The sequence below is a fragment of the Stackebrandtia nassauensis DSM 44728 genome, assembly GCF_000024545.1.
Taxonomy (GTDB): Bacteria; Actinomycetota; Actinomycetes; order Mycobacteriales; family Micromonosporaceae; genus Stackebrandtia; species Stackebrandtia nassauensis.
In genome coordinates this window covers 616,307-628,757 of record NC_013947.1, presented here as the reverse complement: position 1 = coordinate 628,757, position 12,451 = coordinate 616,307, and the positions used below count along the sequence as shown (strand labels likewise).

The window sequence follows — 12,451 nt, the reverse complement described above, 5'->3', positions numbered from 1 at the left end:
CGCATCCACCGCCACCAAGGCCACGAACCGGGTCAGATCTCGTCGTCGACCAGCAATCCACCACAGTCAGAAGTCCCACACAAAACCGTGCAGGTCAGAAAACAGGCGACGTTCTCGTTCATACCGACGCCTTGCGGAAACTCAACATCGACATCGGCAACCACGTCACCAGCATCACGAGGAGCCAGCTCAAGCAGAGTCGTCATGGCGATCCTTTCCATCGGAGATGATCCGGCGGGAACCCACAACCCCCAAGGCTGCGACCCCACCGCACCAAAACGCTAAGCCGCCCTCCCCCGATCGCCCCGTCAAAGACCTTGCAAAAACCTTGCGCCCCGACCACCAGCACCCACGGACAAGCGCAGCGGTATCAGCGCAGGCAGACCGAGACGCCCCCAGCAATGGGGGACGACGCCAAATGCATCCACGTCACCCACACCAGCTCATCACGCTAGCTACACACGAAAGTGTTGCCTCCCGAAAGAGGCTGCGCTCAAGCGGATGGGCCGGTTTGCGAGGTCCTGTCACAATCATGGGCGCACAACTCACATCATGCGTCCACCGGCGCCCACCCTAGGAGGACTACGACGACATGCCGTACAGAACCACTCACACCGACTCCACAGCATCACCTCTACCCAGAGGTAGATCATGAACATAAATAGCCCAACACATGTAGATATTTCCTCTCCAGATGACAAAGTACGGTGCCAGTACTCAAACAAGAGCGGCTACTTGATATCAGTCGGCCCTAAAGGCCTCCATGACATCACTGAAGAAACCCTAGAGACGCTAATCGAGGATCTGCTTATTGAAGTGCGAACACTAATCAGAGATCGAAATGCTGGCATCCTGCATGAGGTTCGGATGACACAACAACCAAAAATAATGAACACTCCGCAAGGAAAATGGCTATGGGAAGAGTATAAGAGGCATCGAGACCAGGCTTTTGCTGACACAAACGCCACCGCAACAGCCGTAAGCGGCGACGTCACTGTCGCCGTATTCGTGAATGGCGACGTACTCGTAGCACTGCAACCAGGTTGTTTGAGACGCGGAGACTCACAGATCGTCGATCGAATCAATGAAGCCATCCGATCCTCGATGCGACAACTGGATTCGGAAATCAAGGCCATAGAACAAAGTCTCGACAAAAAGATGACTAGAATCCGAGAGGAGCTTGAAAATGGGCGATGAAGACTATACGGGGTTCGCTACTGATTGCTACAACTTGTGGAAAGCAGGTCATGTATATATACCCATTGTCGCAGACACTTACGCCGAAGCCTCAAGGAGTCTGGGGTCAATCTACGCGTGGCATGACGGCGAAGCAATGGGAACTAATGAAGAGGATGTAGTCTTCAGAAATAAAATGGCTCGAGGGCAAAGCGAAGCGAAACAGGAGTTCAAGGATTTGCGGGACTTGATTCAAACGATTCTCGCGCGAACTTCGCAAAACCTCTACGACGTCGGAGAAGTTCTTGAAGATGCGGCGAAAGGATTCGCTGACCGAGACAAAGACAATGCAAACGAGATAGGGTCCGCCCGTGACCAATTGGATCAACAAATCGACGACTATGAAAAGAAAGTCAAAGAAGATGAGAAAGATGCTGACCGGGACGATGAACCTATCGCCCCCGAAGGGGAAGCCGAAACCAAACCTGACAATAGCCGAGACGACAGCGACGTGGTGAAAGACATTCTTCCTGAGGAGGAGTAACAAAAATGACTACCCCGAGCGAGATCCGACAGATCGCCCAACAAATTTACGAGCTGGCACAGGAAAAGCGAATGATCGAATGGGTTCGCGACCATCCTGATTCGACCGACACAAAAGAGGACTTGGGGCTCGCCGAAAAATACGCGTACATCGAAGGAGAATTTGAGCGCTTCACGGAACCGAACCTTACTCCGTTCGATGACATTTCCAAACAGCTTGAAGACGCCTACGACAAGATCGCTGGAAAAGATGCCTCCTATTTGTCGAGTGATAGCTCGCTAAAGATAGCGGAGTGGCGTGGAACAGCAAAAACTTCCTTCGATGACAACTACATCACTCCATGGGAAACTTACCGAGAGTTCCATAAGGAACTAATTCGTGCCCTAAAATCCGCAGCAGATTCCCACCGCGATCTCTATAGCCGCATGCGCGGCCGCGCCTATTCCATAGGCGAAGCAACAGTCGAAGGATTGAAAGGAATCGACGGATGGCCTCCCTTCCTCTCAGAAAAGGAAGGCAAGGATATCCTTTTCAAGGTCGCTGGACTGCTTTCGATCGCCGCGTCGGCGAGCCCTATGGGCGCCGTCGCCAAAGCTGTTGCAGTCATTCAGATAGCCGATGCCTCTAGGACAGTCACAGAAGCCGCAGGAAGCATCGAAGCCAAGTTTGTCAACGAGATCCTGGACCAAATGAAGAAAAAGCTAGATGAACTCGAAGACGATTCACAAGCAGAAGAAAAGACGATTTCAAAGGGGCTCAAGAAGAATATAGACGCAATAGAGAAAAAGCTAGATGACATTGTCCCACCCTCCCCGGAACTAGCCGATGTCAATCCAGATGATCCAGGAGGTAAACTAAAGCCACCTGCAAGCTAATCATTACATCACGTTGACTGCAATGAGAAGAGGCGGCCACTAAATGCCTACCGAAGAAGGCTCAATAAATAGCAACACCGACAGGCAGACTTCCAGGATCAAACCGCGCTGGATGGCTCTCTCGGTAATTGGAATTCTGTGCCTCGGTGTTTGCATTTGGTGGTTCGCGGACAGTAAACCTGAATCAACATCGTCTTCCATCGAGGATTCATTTATCCTCGAGAACGCCAGTTTCTATTTGTTTGACCAGGGTGTCCCTCAAGAAAAAGTCCAGCTGAACCAAGGTAAGTACTCTCCACCTGGAAACGCCGACAACGGGGCGCATGTCCGCGTTGACTCCAAAGTTCAGTTCGCTGATCTAGATGGTGACCAGGATATTGACGCCTCTGCAATCCTCGAATGGGTCGACAATTCTGGCGACAAGTACAGTAGTTGGCGGGCGCTCTATTTCTGGCTCTGGGACGACAACAAGGTAGTTCCGGTAAAGTGGCCAGGTGCATGGCAATGGAATTGTGTCACCAAAGACCAACCTAAGGGAGGGGCACTTAGTATCACAAGCCCTGCTTCCCCTTTCGGTGTAGTCATTGAGCGCAACACAAACAATCTCTGCGGCGACGATATCCTGGACAAGAAGGCCCGTACAGATGCGTCCTACTTCATTGGTGTCAAGAAGGGATATCCAGTTGTCACTGCAGGTCAAGACCTTGCTCTAGCAACAGAAAGCTGTACTGGAGGAGATTCTGACGACCCTGCCTCCAGCCTCAAGTACACCAACATTACTGACACGCTGAAGTCCGACCCGCGAGTTCAACCTTTCAAAAATGCGCCCGTAGTTGACGGCCCTCGCCCCCCTAAGAAGTCTCCTTCAAAACCGACAGCTCAGGCTCCAAAGATTGAATACATGATCGATAAAGAATTTGAACCATCTGACCGCTATCTCAGGGTTCATGATGGGTTTGTCCCAGTGGTGATCGTATGGGGATACGATTATCAAGGCTGCGGGTGGGCTAGCTGGGATAACGTGAAGAAGCTGCTCTAGGTTGGTGTATTTTCGAACACTTTACTTGATCAACGTCGTCGAGATCGGTTACGGGCACGACATGTGATGCACCTTAAAGCCCTACCTGATCGCACGACCGGTTGCTCTACAGCTCGCCAAGCTGTTCAAGAACTTGTTCTTCCCCACGCTCAGAAATTCGCACGACCAACACAAGGGCGGTGCTCCCATGGTGGGAGCACCGCCCTTGACCAAGGTTCGAAGTCGAACCTCCTGGTCGGGTTGACAGGATTTGAACCTGCGACCCCTTCGTCCCGAACGAAGTGCGCTACCAAGCTGCGCCACAACCCGAAGTCGCCGAGCAATCGTAGCTAATGCCCGGAGGGGCGCGCCAGCGGGTATCTAGGTGCGGGGGATGAGGGTCAGGATGCTGGCTTCTGGGTGGCAGGCGAAACGGATTGGGGCGTAGGGGCTGGTGCCCAGACCGGCCGAGACGTGGAGCCAGGAGCTGCCATAGCGGTGGAGGCCTTTGACGCGTTTGCGGTCTATGCCGCAGTTGGTGACCAGGGCGCCGTAGCCGGGGACGCAGACTTGGCCGCCGTGGGTGTGGCCCGCTAGGAGGAGTTGGTAGCCGTCGGCTGCCATTTGGTCCAGGACGCGGGGTTCGGGTGAGTGGGTGAGGCCCAGGGTTACCGAGGCGTCGGTGGGGGCTTCGCCCGCTATGAGGTCGTAGTCGTCCAGGTCGAAGTGGGGGTCGTCCACGCCCGCTACCGCGATGGTGCGGTCGGCTATGGGGATGGTGGTGGTGGCGTTGTTGAGGTCGCGCCAGCCCGCGCCGGTGAGCATTTTGCGGAGTTCTTCGGTGGGGAGTTCTTCGCCGTATTTGTGTTCGCGGTTGGGGTTGAAGTAGGTGAACGGGTTTTTGAGGACCGGGGCGTAGTAGTCGTTGGAGCCGAAGACGAAGACGCCCGGGTAGGTGAAGAGGGGTTCCAGGGCCGCAGAGACCGTGGAGACCGCTTCAGGGTGGGCGAGGTTGTCTCCCGTGAGGACGACCAGGTCGGGGTCGAGGGCTGCCAGGGAGGCGACCCATTCGACTTCCTTGTGGCTGTTGGGGCTGAGGTGGAGGTCGGAGATGTGGAGTATGCGCAGGGGTTCGGTGTCGGGTGCCAGGACGGGTACGTCGAAGCGCCGCAGTTGGAAGCGGAATCGCTCGATGAGGCTCGCGTAGGCAAGGGCCGCCGCGCCACCGGCGGCGAGCACCCCGGCGGTGGCGATAAGGCTTCGCTTCTTCATAGGCTCCACGGTAGTTTGTGACGTCATGAGCAGCTTGAAGACCCGCCTGGAAACCGACATGAAGACCGCCCTCAAGAGCCGGGACGAACTGGTTCTCAACACCCTGCGGATGGCGTTGACCGCCGTTCGGACCGAGGAAGTGTCCGGTAAGCAGGCACGGGAGCTCGACGACGCCGAGGTCATGAAGGTGATCGCGAAGCAGGCCAAGCAACGGGAGGAGGCCGCGGAGGCTTTCGAGGCGGCCGGACGGACCGAGTCGGCGGCGCGGGAGCGGGCCGAGGAGGAGGTGCTGGGGCGGTACCTGCCGAAGGCGTTGAGTGAGGACGAGTTGACGGCGATCGTCGAGGAGGTGTTCGCCGCGGAGGGGTTCTCGGAGCCGAAGCAGATGGGGCAGGCCATGAAGGCCGTTCAGGCCAAGGTGGCGGGCCGGGCGGACGGGAAGGCGGTTGCCGCGCTCGTCAAGGCGCGGTTGGCGTCCTGAGTCGTCGGATATTCGGCCGAGGGTTTACGGCACGGCGTCGTGTATTGGGCTGACAGGCGTGTTAACCATTGAGTTCAAGCGTTACTTAATCGAAATGACCGCCTACATCGATGCGTGACATCATGGGGCGACCGGTGGAGTTTGTACTGTGGAGGAGTCAGGTCATGATCCGACCGAACTATGCGCGCCTGCTAGCCGTGGGCCTTGTCGTCGCGGTCGGTATGACCGTCGCGGCCTGTGGCGGTGGAGCTGAGAAAACCAAGACGCCCGGTGGCTACACGGTGGAGCTCATCGACGCCAAGAAGCTCACCGTCTGCACGAATATTCCATACGTGCCTTTCCAGTTCGAGAAGAACGGGAAGACGGTGGGTTTCGATGTGGACATGGTTGACCTGGCCGCCGATGAACTCGGTGTGAAGCAGGACGTCATCGACGTCAAATGGGACAACATCGAGAACGGTTCGGCGCTGAGCGGCGGCAAGTGTGACCTGGCCGCGGCCGCCATGACCATCACGCCCGAGCGCGAGAAGAACCTGACCTTCTCCGAGCCGTACTTCGACGAGGTCATCGCGTTCGTGGCCCCCAAGGGCAAGGCGCCCAAGTCCGTCGAGGACGTCGGCGACCGGAAACTGGGCGTGCAGGCTTCCACCACCAGCCTCGAGTACGCCAAGAAGCACAAGCTGGAACCGCAGGAGTTCGAGGACTCGGCCAAGCAGCGCGCGGGCCTGGAGTCCGGCAAGGTCGAGGTCGTGCTTCAGGACTACCCGGTGATCACCGAGTGGATGAAGGACGAGAAGTTCGCCGCCAAGTACGAGGTCGGCCAGATCATCGAGACCGGTTCCCAGTACGGGTTCGGCTTCAAGAAGAGCGCCGACAAGACGCTGGTGAAGGTCGTCAACGACCAGATCAAGAAGGCCAAGGACAGCAAGAAGTACGACGAGCTTTACAAGAAGTGGTTCGGCACCGAGCCGAAAGCGTCATGAACCCAAAATCTGAACCCAAATCGGTGGCCGTGGAAGCGGCCACCGATTTCCGCAAGCACCCCGGGTTGAGCCCGCGGAAGAAGTACCAGATCAGCATGACCGTCCAGTACGTGGTCATCGCCGCGGTGATCCTGTTCGTCATCTTCGGCGCCGACTGGGCGGACCTGAGCGAGAAGTTCTTCAACGCCGAACTGATCGAGCGGTCGTTCCCGGAGCTGTTCACGGTGGCGCTGGCCAACACGGTCATCTACACCGCCTCCGGATACGTCGTGGGCTTCGCGTTGGGCATCCTCATCGCCGTGATGCGGTTGTCCTCGGCGGCCGTCAACCGCTGGATCGCCACCGGATTCATCGAGATCTTCCGGGGGCTGCCCGCCCTGCTCATCCTGACGTTCCTGGCGTTCTTCTGGCCGGTGGCGTTCCCGAACCTGATCATCCCGGGCGGGAACTACGGCACCGTCGCCCTCGGGTTGGGTCTGTGCAGTGCCGCCTATATGGCCGAGACCTTCCGAGCCGGTATTCAGGCTGTCCCCAAGGGGCAGATGGAGGCGGCGCGTTCGCTGGGCATGTCCCACACCCGGGCCATGGTCACGATCATCCTGCCGCAGGCGGTGCGGATCGTGATCCCGCCGTTGACCAACGAGCTGATCCTGCTGACCAAGGACTCGTCGCTGGTGCTGACCGTCGGTATCGCGGCCAAGGAATCCGACCTGGTGAAGTTCGGCAACGATCTGGCAAACGAGACCGGTAACTCGACCCCTCTGGTCGTGGCCGGTCTGGCGTTTCTCGTCATCACGATTCCGCTGAGCATCCTGGTACGGCGGCTGGAAGCAAGGCAGGCCAAGGCACGATGAGCGAACAATCCACTGTGGATCCACAGGTGCAGATCCGAGGGCTGCACAAGAGCTTCGGCAAGCTCAAGGTCCTGAAGGGCATCGACATCTCGATCCGGAGCGGGGAGGTCGTGTGTGTCATCGGCCCCTCGGGTTCCGGCAAGTCGACGCTGCTGCGGTGCGTGAACCTGCTGGAGCAGCCCACCGCCGGTGAGATCGTCGTCGACGGTTACCTGCTGACCGACCGCGACGCCGACCTGAACCTGGCGCGGCGCCACATCGGCATGGTCTTCCAGCAGTTCAACCTGTTCCCGCACCTGAACGTCCTCGACAACGTGGCGGTGGCCCAGCGCAAGGTCCTCAAGACCCCGAAGGCCACCGCGCGCAAGGTCGCGATGGAGCAGCTGGAGAAGGTCGGCGTCGCCGAGAAGGCCAAGGAGTTCCCGGCCCGGCTGTCGGGTGGTCAGCAGCAGCGGGTCGCCATCGCGCGGGCGCTGTCGATGGAACCGGACCTGATGCTGTTCGACGAGCCGACCTCGGCGCTGGACCCGGAGCTGGTCGGTGACGTGCTGACCGTCATGCGGGAGCTGGCCGCCGACGGCATGACCATGATGGTCGTGACCCACGAGATGGGTTTCGCGCGCGACGTCGCCGACCGGGTGGTGTTCATGGACGGTGGCGTGATCGTCGAGGAGGGTCAGCCCGCCGACGTGCTGGAGAACCCCAGTGCCGAACGCACCCGGGAGTTCCTGAAGCGGGTGCTGGACCCCACGCACGCCGACGAAGCCTGACAACGAACTACTTGCGACCGGCTCATGTCATCGACATGGGCCGGTCTGTCATTCGTCCTCGCCCGCCAGCGCGGAGCGCAGTTCCTCTTTCTGGGCCCGGCGCCGTTTGACGGCCTCGTCGACGTCGGCCAGCATCTCGGTGCGCCACTTCTTGAGCACCACGAACGACAGCAGGAACGAACCCAGCAGCGCCGCCATGGCGATGACCAGGATGTGCAGGCCGGTCGGCCACAGCAGCGCTCCGATGAGGACGCACAGCCCGACCCGGCCGAGGGTGAACTTCCACAGTGGGCTCATGAGATATCGGCTCCGGTGAGTCGAGTGCCGACGAACCACAGCGCGCCGTAGGCGAGCATCGCGGCGGCCACGCCGATCGCGCCGGTGAACAACGGCAGCCAGCCGGTCGGCAGCACCGCGGAGATCACGATCCCGAAGGCCAGCGCCAACAGGCCCGCGACCGGGGCCAGCCAGTACCGCACCGACTGTCCCTTATAGGCACGGAATTCGTCGACGAAGACGAACACGGCCAGCACGCCGCAGATCCAGCCGGAGATGTCCTTGCCGAACTCGGTGAAACCCAGGAGCGCCAGCAGGCCGTCGATGACGGCGAGCATGACGACACCCAGGGCCACCGACATCGCGATGAAGCCCAGCAGCTGCGTCAGCAGGACGATGCGTCCGTTGTCGTCGCGCTGCGGGAAACTCGGCTGTTTCGCCTGCTTGGCCGACATCGGCTACGCCCAGACGTCCTGCGGTTCGGCGCGCCGCTCCGCCAGCGACTGCGGCGGGTCGTAGGTGTGCACGACCTCGTAGCGGGTGTTGCGCTCCACGGGGGTGAATCCGGCGTCGCGGATCAGGTCCAGCAGGTCCTCGCGGTGCATCGTGTTGGGGGTGCCGTAGGAGTCGGCGTCGTGGGTGATCTTGTACTCCACCACCGAGCCGTCCAGGTCGTCGGCGCCGTAGTTGAGGGACAGCTGCGCGACGTCCAGGCCGTGCATGACCCAGAAGCACTTGACGTGGTCGAAGTTGTCCAGCATCAGCCGCGACACCGCGAAGGTGCGCAGGCTCTCGGCGGCCGAGGCCATCGTGGTCTGGGCCTGGATCCGGTTGCGGATCTTGCCGTCCTTGGCGTCGACGAAGTCGTGCTGGTACCGCAGCGGGATGAACACGACGAAACCGCCGGTCTCGTCCTGCATCTCGCGCAGCCGCATCACGTGGTCGACGCGGTGGCGGCGCTCCTCGATGTGGCCGTACAGCATGGTCGCCGGGGTGCGCAGGCCCTTCTCGTGGGCCAGCTTGTGGATCCGGGACCAGTCCTCCCAGTGGCAGTCGTGGTCGACGATGTGCTGGCGGACCTCCCAGTCGAAGATCTCGGCGCCGCCGCCGGTCAGCGACGCCAGGCCCGCCTCGATGAGTTCGTCCAGGATGTCGGAGGCCGACAGACCCGAGATCTTCTCGAACCACTGCACCTCGGTGGCGGTGAACGCCTTGAGGCTGACGCCCGGCAGCGCCGCCTTCAGTTCCTTCAGGACGCGCGGGTAGTAGCGCCACGGCAGCGTCGGGTGCAGGCCGTTGACGATGTGGAGCTCGGTGAGCTTCTCGCCCTCCATCTGCTTGGCGAGTTGGACGGCCTCCTCCACCCGCATCGTGTAGGCGTCCTTCTCGCCGGGCTTGCGCTGGAACGAGCAGTACGCGCACGAGGCCGAGCAGACGTTGGTGAGGTTGAGGTGCCGGTTGATGTTGAACATGACGCGCTCACCGTTCTTGTCGGTGCGCACCTGGTGGGCCATGCGGCCGAGCCAGTTGAGGTCGTCGCACTCGTACAGCGCGACTCCGTCCTCATAGCTCAAGCGCTGGCCGTTGGCCACCTTCTCTTCGATGTCTGCCTTGAATGCCTCGGCCGTCATCGCTCTCACCTCACCTTGAGCCCTCGTCGATGGGGCCGAGCCTACCGTTGTGGCCCACGCCGCTGGCGGCCCGGAGTTAGTTAACTGTTCTCCTGGGAATGGTGGGTTCTGGGGTGATTGCCGTATCCTGATGACCGATAGATCCAATCCCCTGGATATCTCGCGAAGGCTGACATGAAGACCACCCCGTCCCGTGTTGTCATGTGTCTCGGAACCGCGGTACTGCTTGGTATCTCCACGCCCGTCCCCGCGCTGGCGGATCCGGTCACCGTGGTGCCCGACGATGGTTCGCGTCCCGAGGGTGGTGCGCCCGCGGGCGACCAGGAGCCCGGCGAGGTGCCGATTTCGGGGCCGGGCATCAGCCGCGGACCCTACGCCGACAAGATCGCCGAGCAGACCCGCAGCCTCGCCGACCTGGGGGAACGCACCACCGACGCCGAGGAGCAGCTGAAGCTGCGCAAGGACGAGACCTCGCTGAGTCGGCTGAACTGGCGGGACCTGGACGGCGAGGCCAAAGCGACCGAGGAGTTGGCCGCCGACATGGCCGCGGCCGCGTACCAGGAGAAGGCCGCCGAGATTCCCGGCCTGACCGACAAGTTCGAGGACCTGTTCGAGGTCAATCCGGAACTGCTCAACCTCAACCAGAACGCGATCATGGAAGAGGCCGAGGACGCCCGGTCGGACGCGGGCGTCGCCAAGGCGACCCTGGACGCCGCCGAGGCGACCGAGGCGATCGCCGAGGGCGAGCACAAGGACCTGTCGAAGAAGCTGGACAAGAAGACCAAGTCGCTCGAGAAGCTCATCGAGCGCAACCGCGAGGCCATCACGCTGGAGGAACAGCAGGCCGAGGCGAACAACGAGCGCGAGACCGGCCAGATCAGCATCGACATCGACGGCGCCGAGGCCGCCGAGGAGGCCAAGCAGGCCGTGAAGTTCGCGCTCAAGCAGACCGGTAAGTCCTATGTGTGGGGTGACGAGGGGCCCAACACCTACGACTGTTCCGGCCTGACCCAGACGTCCTACGGCCAGCCGGGGGTCCGGCTGCCGCGGATCGCGAAGCAGCAGTTCCGCGACACCTCGCAGGCGCGGGTGCCGATGGAGAAGCTGCTGCCCGGCGACCTCATCTTCTACGGTGACGTACCCGAGGACTGGACCTCGGTCTACCACGTCGGCATGTACATCGGGGACGGCCAGATGGTGCACGCCCCGCGTCCCGGGGATGTGGTCAGGGTCGCGCCGGTGTGGTTCGACGAGTTCGTCGGCGCCCACCGGGTGGTGCAGGCCGTCGACACCAAGCCCGCCGAGTCCAAGGAGAAGAAGGACAAGAAGGAGAAGAAGCGGGCCGATTCGCCGAGCGAGACCCCGGCGACGAAGCCGGAGTCCCCGCCGGTTCCCGGCTCCGACGAGGAGACGACTTCGGGTCCCGGTGGCGGGGACGCGCCTACGCCGACGCCCACGCCGTGGCGCGGTTAGGCCTGGTCCTAACAGGGCGAGATCGTCCGTTTACCCGAGTCCCGGCCAACCGTGCGCGCCTGTGAGTTACTTGCAAGGGTATGGCACCGTTATAGGGCAGCGGAGTTCATTCGGCGGTGCGTGGAACGGCCGTCGCGCGGACGTCGCGCCCCCGTAAACCGAAACACCTGGGCTGGGAGCCAAGCGAATGGACAACAACAGTTGCGTGGCCTGTGGCACGCGCGTCGCACCTGGCACGCCACGGTGCCCGCAGTGTGGTGTGCCCCTGGCTCCGCCCGCAGGCGGGCAGCAGCAGTACGCGCCCCCGCAGGGCGGTGGCCAGTATCCGCCGCCGTCGGCCCCGCCGCAGCAGCCCGGCGTGATGCCGCCTGCGCCGCAGGCTCCCGACCAGCCCGCGCCGTGGCAGCCGCAGCAGTCGCCACAGTCGCCGCCGTCGAACTACACGCCGCCTCCCGGTGGGGAGCCGCACACCAGTACCGGGTGGACGCCCGGTGGGGCTCCGCCGCCACCGCCACCGCCCGCGGGTGGTGGCTGGCAGTCGCCGCAGCAGCAGCCGAACCAGCCGTGGGCGCCGCCCGGCGGCGCCCCGCCTCCGCCTCCGGGTGGACAGCAGTGGGGCCAGCCCGGTCCGGTCTCGGGTCCGCCCGCGAGCGGGCCGCAGTGGGGTGGCCCGCCGGTTTCCGGCGCGCCCGCCTCGGGTCCGCCGCAGCAGTGGGGTCCGGCCGGGGGTCCTCCCCCGCCGCCGTCACCGCCGACGTCCGCGCCACCGGCTTCCGGTCCGCCAGCGGGCGGGCCACAGTGGGGACAGGCTGGCGGTCCGCCGCCTCCGCCCGCACCGCCGACGTCCGCGCCGCCCGCCGGTGGACCGCAGTGGGGGCAGCAGCCTCCGCCTGGGGCGCCGGTCTCTGGGGCGCCTTCTTCGGGTGGACCGGCTCAGTGGGGTCCGCCGCAGCCCCAGGGAGCGCCCGTTTCCGGGGCGCCATCCCAGTGGGGGCAGCAGCCTCCTCCCGGGGCACCGGTTTCGGCCGCGCCTTCTTCGGGTGGACCGGCTCAGTGGGGGCAGCAACCGCCACCTCCGGGAGCACCGGTTTCCGGTGC

The 12,451-nt window shown here is 62.1% G+C and carries 14 protein-coding genes and 1 tRNA gene; 9 read left to right on the top strand and 6 right to left on the bottom strand.

Annotation, left to right across the window (positions count from 1 at the left end; all coding sequences use genetic code 11):
* Positions 1 to 32 precede the first annotated feature (32 nt).
* Complete coding sequence (locus SNAS_RS35615; RefSeq protein WP_169313843.1) at positions 33 to 206, bottom strand: hypothetical protein; 174 nt, start codon at positions 204 to 206, stop codon at positions 33 to 35.
* 445 nt (positions 207 to 651) lie between these two features.
* On the opposite strand from SNAS_RS35615, the gene SNAS_RS34980 reads away from it, so the two are divergent.
* Genes SNAS_RS34980 through SNAS_RS34965 form a run of 4 tightly spaced genes read left to right on the top strand, consistent with a single transcriptional unit; the run spans position 652 to position 3,634 of the window.
* Positions 652 to 1,197 (top strand): hypothetical protein, encoded by a 546-nt coding sequence (locus SNAS_RS34980; RefSeq protein ID WP_144300380.1) that lies wholly within the window; start codon positions 652 to 654, stop codon positions 1,195 to 1,197.
* Positions 1,187 to 1,720, top strand: a complete 534-nt coding sequence (locus tag SNAS_RS34975; protein WP_013015882.1) for a hypothetical protein — start codon at positions 1,187 to 1,189, stop codon at positions 1,718 to 1,720. The genes SNAS_RS34980 and SNAS_RS34975 overlap by 11 nt, the downstream gene beginning before the upstream one ends.
* A gap of 5 nt (positions 1,721 to 1,725) precedes the next feature.
* On the top strand, positions 1,726 to 2,595 hold the full coding sequence (locus SNAS_RS34970; protein ID WP_013015881.1) for a hypothetical protein: 870 nt from the start codon (positions 1,726 to 1,728) through the stop codon (positions 2,593 to 2,595).
* Between the two features lie 43 nt (positions 2,596 to 2,638).
* Positions 2,639 to 3,634 (top strand): hypothetical protein, encoded by a 996-nt coding sequence (locus SNAS_RS34965; RefSeq protein ID WP_013015880.1) that lies wholly within the window; start codon positions 2,639 to 2,641, stop codon positions 3,632 to 3,634.
* Positions 3,635 to 3,866: 232 nt separating this feature from the next.
* Here SNAS_RS34965 and SNAS_RS02945 read toward each other — a convergent pair.
* Together SNAS_RS02945 and SNAS_RS02940 are read right to left on the bottom strand one after the other, a co-directional pair.
* Positions 3,867 to 3,943 (bottom strand) — tRNA-Pro (locus tag SNAS_RS02945).
* A gap of 51 nt (positions 3,944 to 3,994) precedes the next feature.
* Positions 3,995 to 4,885 carry a metallophosphoesterase gene (locus tag SNAS_RS02940; RefSeq protein ID WP_013015879.1) on the bottom strand — a complete coding sequence of 297 codons (891 nt, stop codon included), beginning with the start codon at positions 4,883 to 4,885 and terminating at the stop codon, positions 3,995 to 3,997.
* 25 nt (positions 4,886 to 4,910) lie between these two features.
* On the opposite strand from SNAS_RS02940, the gene SNAS_RS02935 reads away from it, so the two are divergent.
* The 4 genes from SNAS_RS02935 (at position 4,911) to SNAS_RS02920 (ending at position 7,973) form a co-directional block, all read left to right on the top strand.
* Positions 4,911 to 5,366 (top strand): GatB/YqeY domain-containing protein, encoded by a 456-nt coding sequence (locus SNAS_RS02935; protein ID WP_013015878.1) that lies wholly within the window; start codon positions 4,911 to 4,913, stop codon positions 5,364 to 5,366.
* Between the two features lie 164 nt (positions 5,367 to 5,530).
* Positions 5,531 to 6,349: an ABC transporter substrate-binding protein gene (locus tag SNAS_RS02930; protein ID WP_013015877.1), complete on the top strand. Its 819-nt coding sequence runs from the start codon at positions 5,531 to 5,533 to the stop codon at positions 6,347 to 6,349.
* Positions 6,346 to 7,203: an amino acid ABC transporter permease gene (locus SNAS_RS02925; RefSeq protein ID WP_013015876.1), complete on the top strand. Its 858-nt coding sequence runs from the start codon at positions 6,346 to 6,348 to the stop codon at positions 7,201 to 7,203. The genes SNAS_RS02930 and SNAS_RS02925 overlap by 4 nt, the downstream gene beginning before the upstream one ends.
* Positions 7,200 to 7,973 (top strand): amino acid ABC transporter ATP-binding protein, encoded by a 774-nt coding sequence (locus SNAS_RS02920; protein WP_013015875.1) that lies wholly within the window; start codon positions 7,200 to 7,202, stop codon positions 7,971 to 7,973. The genes SNAS_RS02925 and SNAS_RS02920 overlap by 4 nt, the downstream gene beginning before the upstream one ends.
* A 48-nt stretch (positions 7,974 to 8,021) precedes the next feature.
* On the opposite strand, the gene SNAS_RS02915 is transcribed toward SNAS_RS02920, so the two are convergent.
* The 3 genes from SNAS_RS02915 to mqnE are packed head-to-tail and all read right to left on the bottom strand — an operon-like array spanning position 8,022 to position 9,880.
* Positions 8,022 to 8,270 (bottom strand): DUF4229 domain-containing protein, encoded by a 249-nt coding sequence (locus SNAS_RS02915; protein ID WP_013015874.1) that lies wholly within the window; start codon positions 8,268 to 8,270, stop codon positions 8,022 to 8,024.
* Complete coding sequence (locus SNAS_RS02910; protein ID WP_013015873.1) at positions 8,267 to 8,704, bottom strand: hypothetical protein; 438 nt, start codon at positions 8,702 to 8,704, stop codon at positions 8,267 to 8,269. Before SNAS_RS02910 ends, SNAS_RS02915 begins: the two co-directional genes overlap by 4 nt.
* Positions 8,705 to 8,707: 3 nt before the next feature.
* Entirely contained in the window at positions 8,708 to 9,880 is a 1,173-nt protein-coding gene (gene mqnE, locus SNAS_RS02905) for an aminofutalosine synthase MqnE (RefSeq protein WP_013015872.1), read from the bottom strand.
* 201 nt (positions 9,881 to 10,081) lie between these two features.
* Here mqnE and SNAS_RS02900 point away from each other — a divergent pair, with 201 nt between their 5' ends.
* Positions 10,082 to 11,353, top strand: coding sequence for a C40 family peptidase (locus SNAS_RS02900; protein ID WP_144300379.1), 1,272 nt, complete (start codon positions 10,082 to 10,084; stop codon positions 11,351 to 11,353).
* Positions 11,354 to 12,451 lie beyond the last annotated feature (1,098 nt).

What these genes read in the sequence shown, in the direction of transcription:
- SNAS_RS35615 (WP_169313843.1), bottom strand. Translation starts at nt 206, where the DNA reads ATGACGACTCTGCTTGAGCTGGCTCCTCGTGATGCTGGTGACGTGGTT.
- SNAS_RS34980 (WP_144300380.1), top strand. Translation starts at nt 652, where the DNA reads ATGAACATAAATAGCCCAACACATGTAGATATTTCCTCTCCAGATGAC.
- SNAS_RS34975 (WP_013015882.1), top strand. Translation starts at nt 1,187, where the DNA reads ATGGGCGATGAAGACTATACGGGGTTCGCTACTGATTGCTACAACTTG.
- SNAS_RS34970 (WP_013015881.1), top strand. Translation starts at nt 1,726, where the DNA reads ATGACTACCCCGAGCGAGATCCGACAGATCGCCCAACAAATTTACGAG.
- SNAS_RS34965 (WP_013015880.1), top strand. Translation starts at nt 2,639, where the DNA reads ATGCCTACCGAAGAAGGCTCAATAAATAGCAACACCGACAGGCAGACT.
- SNAS_RS02940 (WP_013015879.1), bottom strand. Translation starts at nt 4,885, where the DNA reads ATGAAGAAGCGAAGCCTTATCGCCACCGCCGGGGTGCTCGCCGCCGGT.
- SNAS_RS02935 (WP_013015878.1), top strand. Translation starts at nt 4,911, where the DNA reads ATGAGCAGCTTGAAGACCCGCCTGGAAACCGACATGAAGACCGCCCTC.
- SNAS_RS02930 (WP_013015877.1), top strand. Translation starts at nt 5,531, where the DNA reads ATGATCCGACCGAACTATGCGCGCCTGCTAGCCGTGGGCCTTGTCGTC.
- SNAS_RS02925 (WP_013015876.1), top strand. Translation starts at nt 6,346, where the DNA reads ATGAACCCAAAATCTGAACCCAAATCGGTGGCCGTGGAAGCGGCCACC.
- SNAS_RS02920 (WP_013015875.1), top strand. Translation starts at nt 7,200, where the DNA reads ATGAGCGAACAATCCACTGTGGATCCACAGGTGCAGATCCGAGGGCTG.
- SNAS_RS02915 (WP_013015874.1), bottom strand. Translation starts at nt 8,270, where the DNA reads ATGAGCCCACTGTGGAAGTTCACCCTCGGCCGGGTCGGGCTGTGCGTC.
- SNAS_RS02910 (WP_013015873.1), bottom strand. Translation starts at nt 8,704, where the DNA reads ATGTCGGCCAAGCAGGCGAAACAGCCGAGTTTCCCGCAGCGCGACGAC.
- mqnE (WP_013015872.1), bottom strand. Translation starts at nt 9,880, where the DNA reads ATGACGGCCGAGGCATTCAAGGCAGACATCGAAGAGAAGGTGGCCAAC.
- SNAS_RS02900 (WP_144300379.1), top strand. Translation starts at nt 10,082, where the DNA reads ATGTGTCTCGGAACCGCGGTACTGCTTGGTATCTCCACGCCCGTCCCC.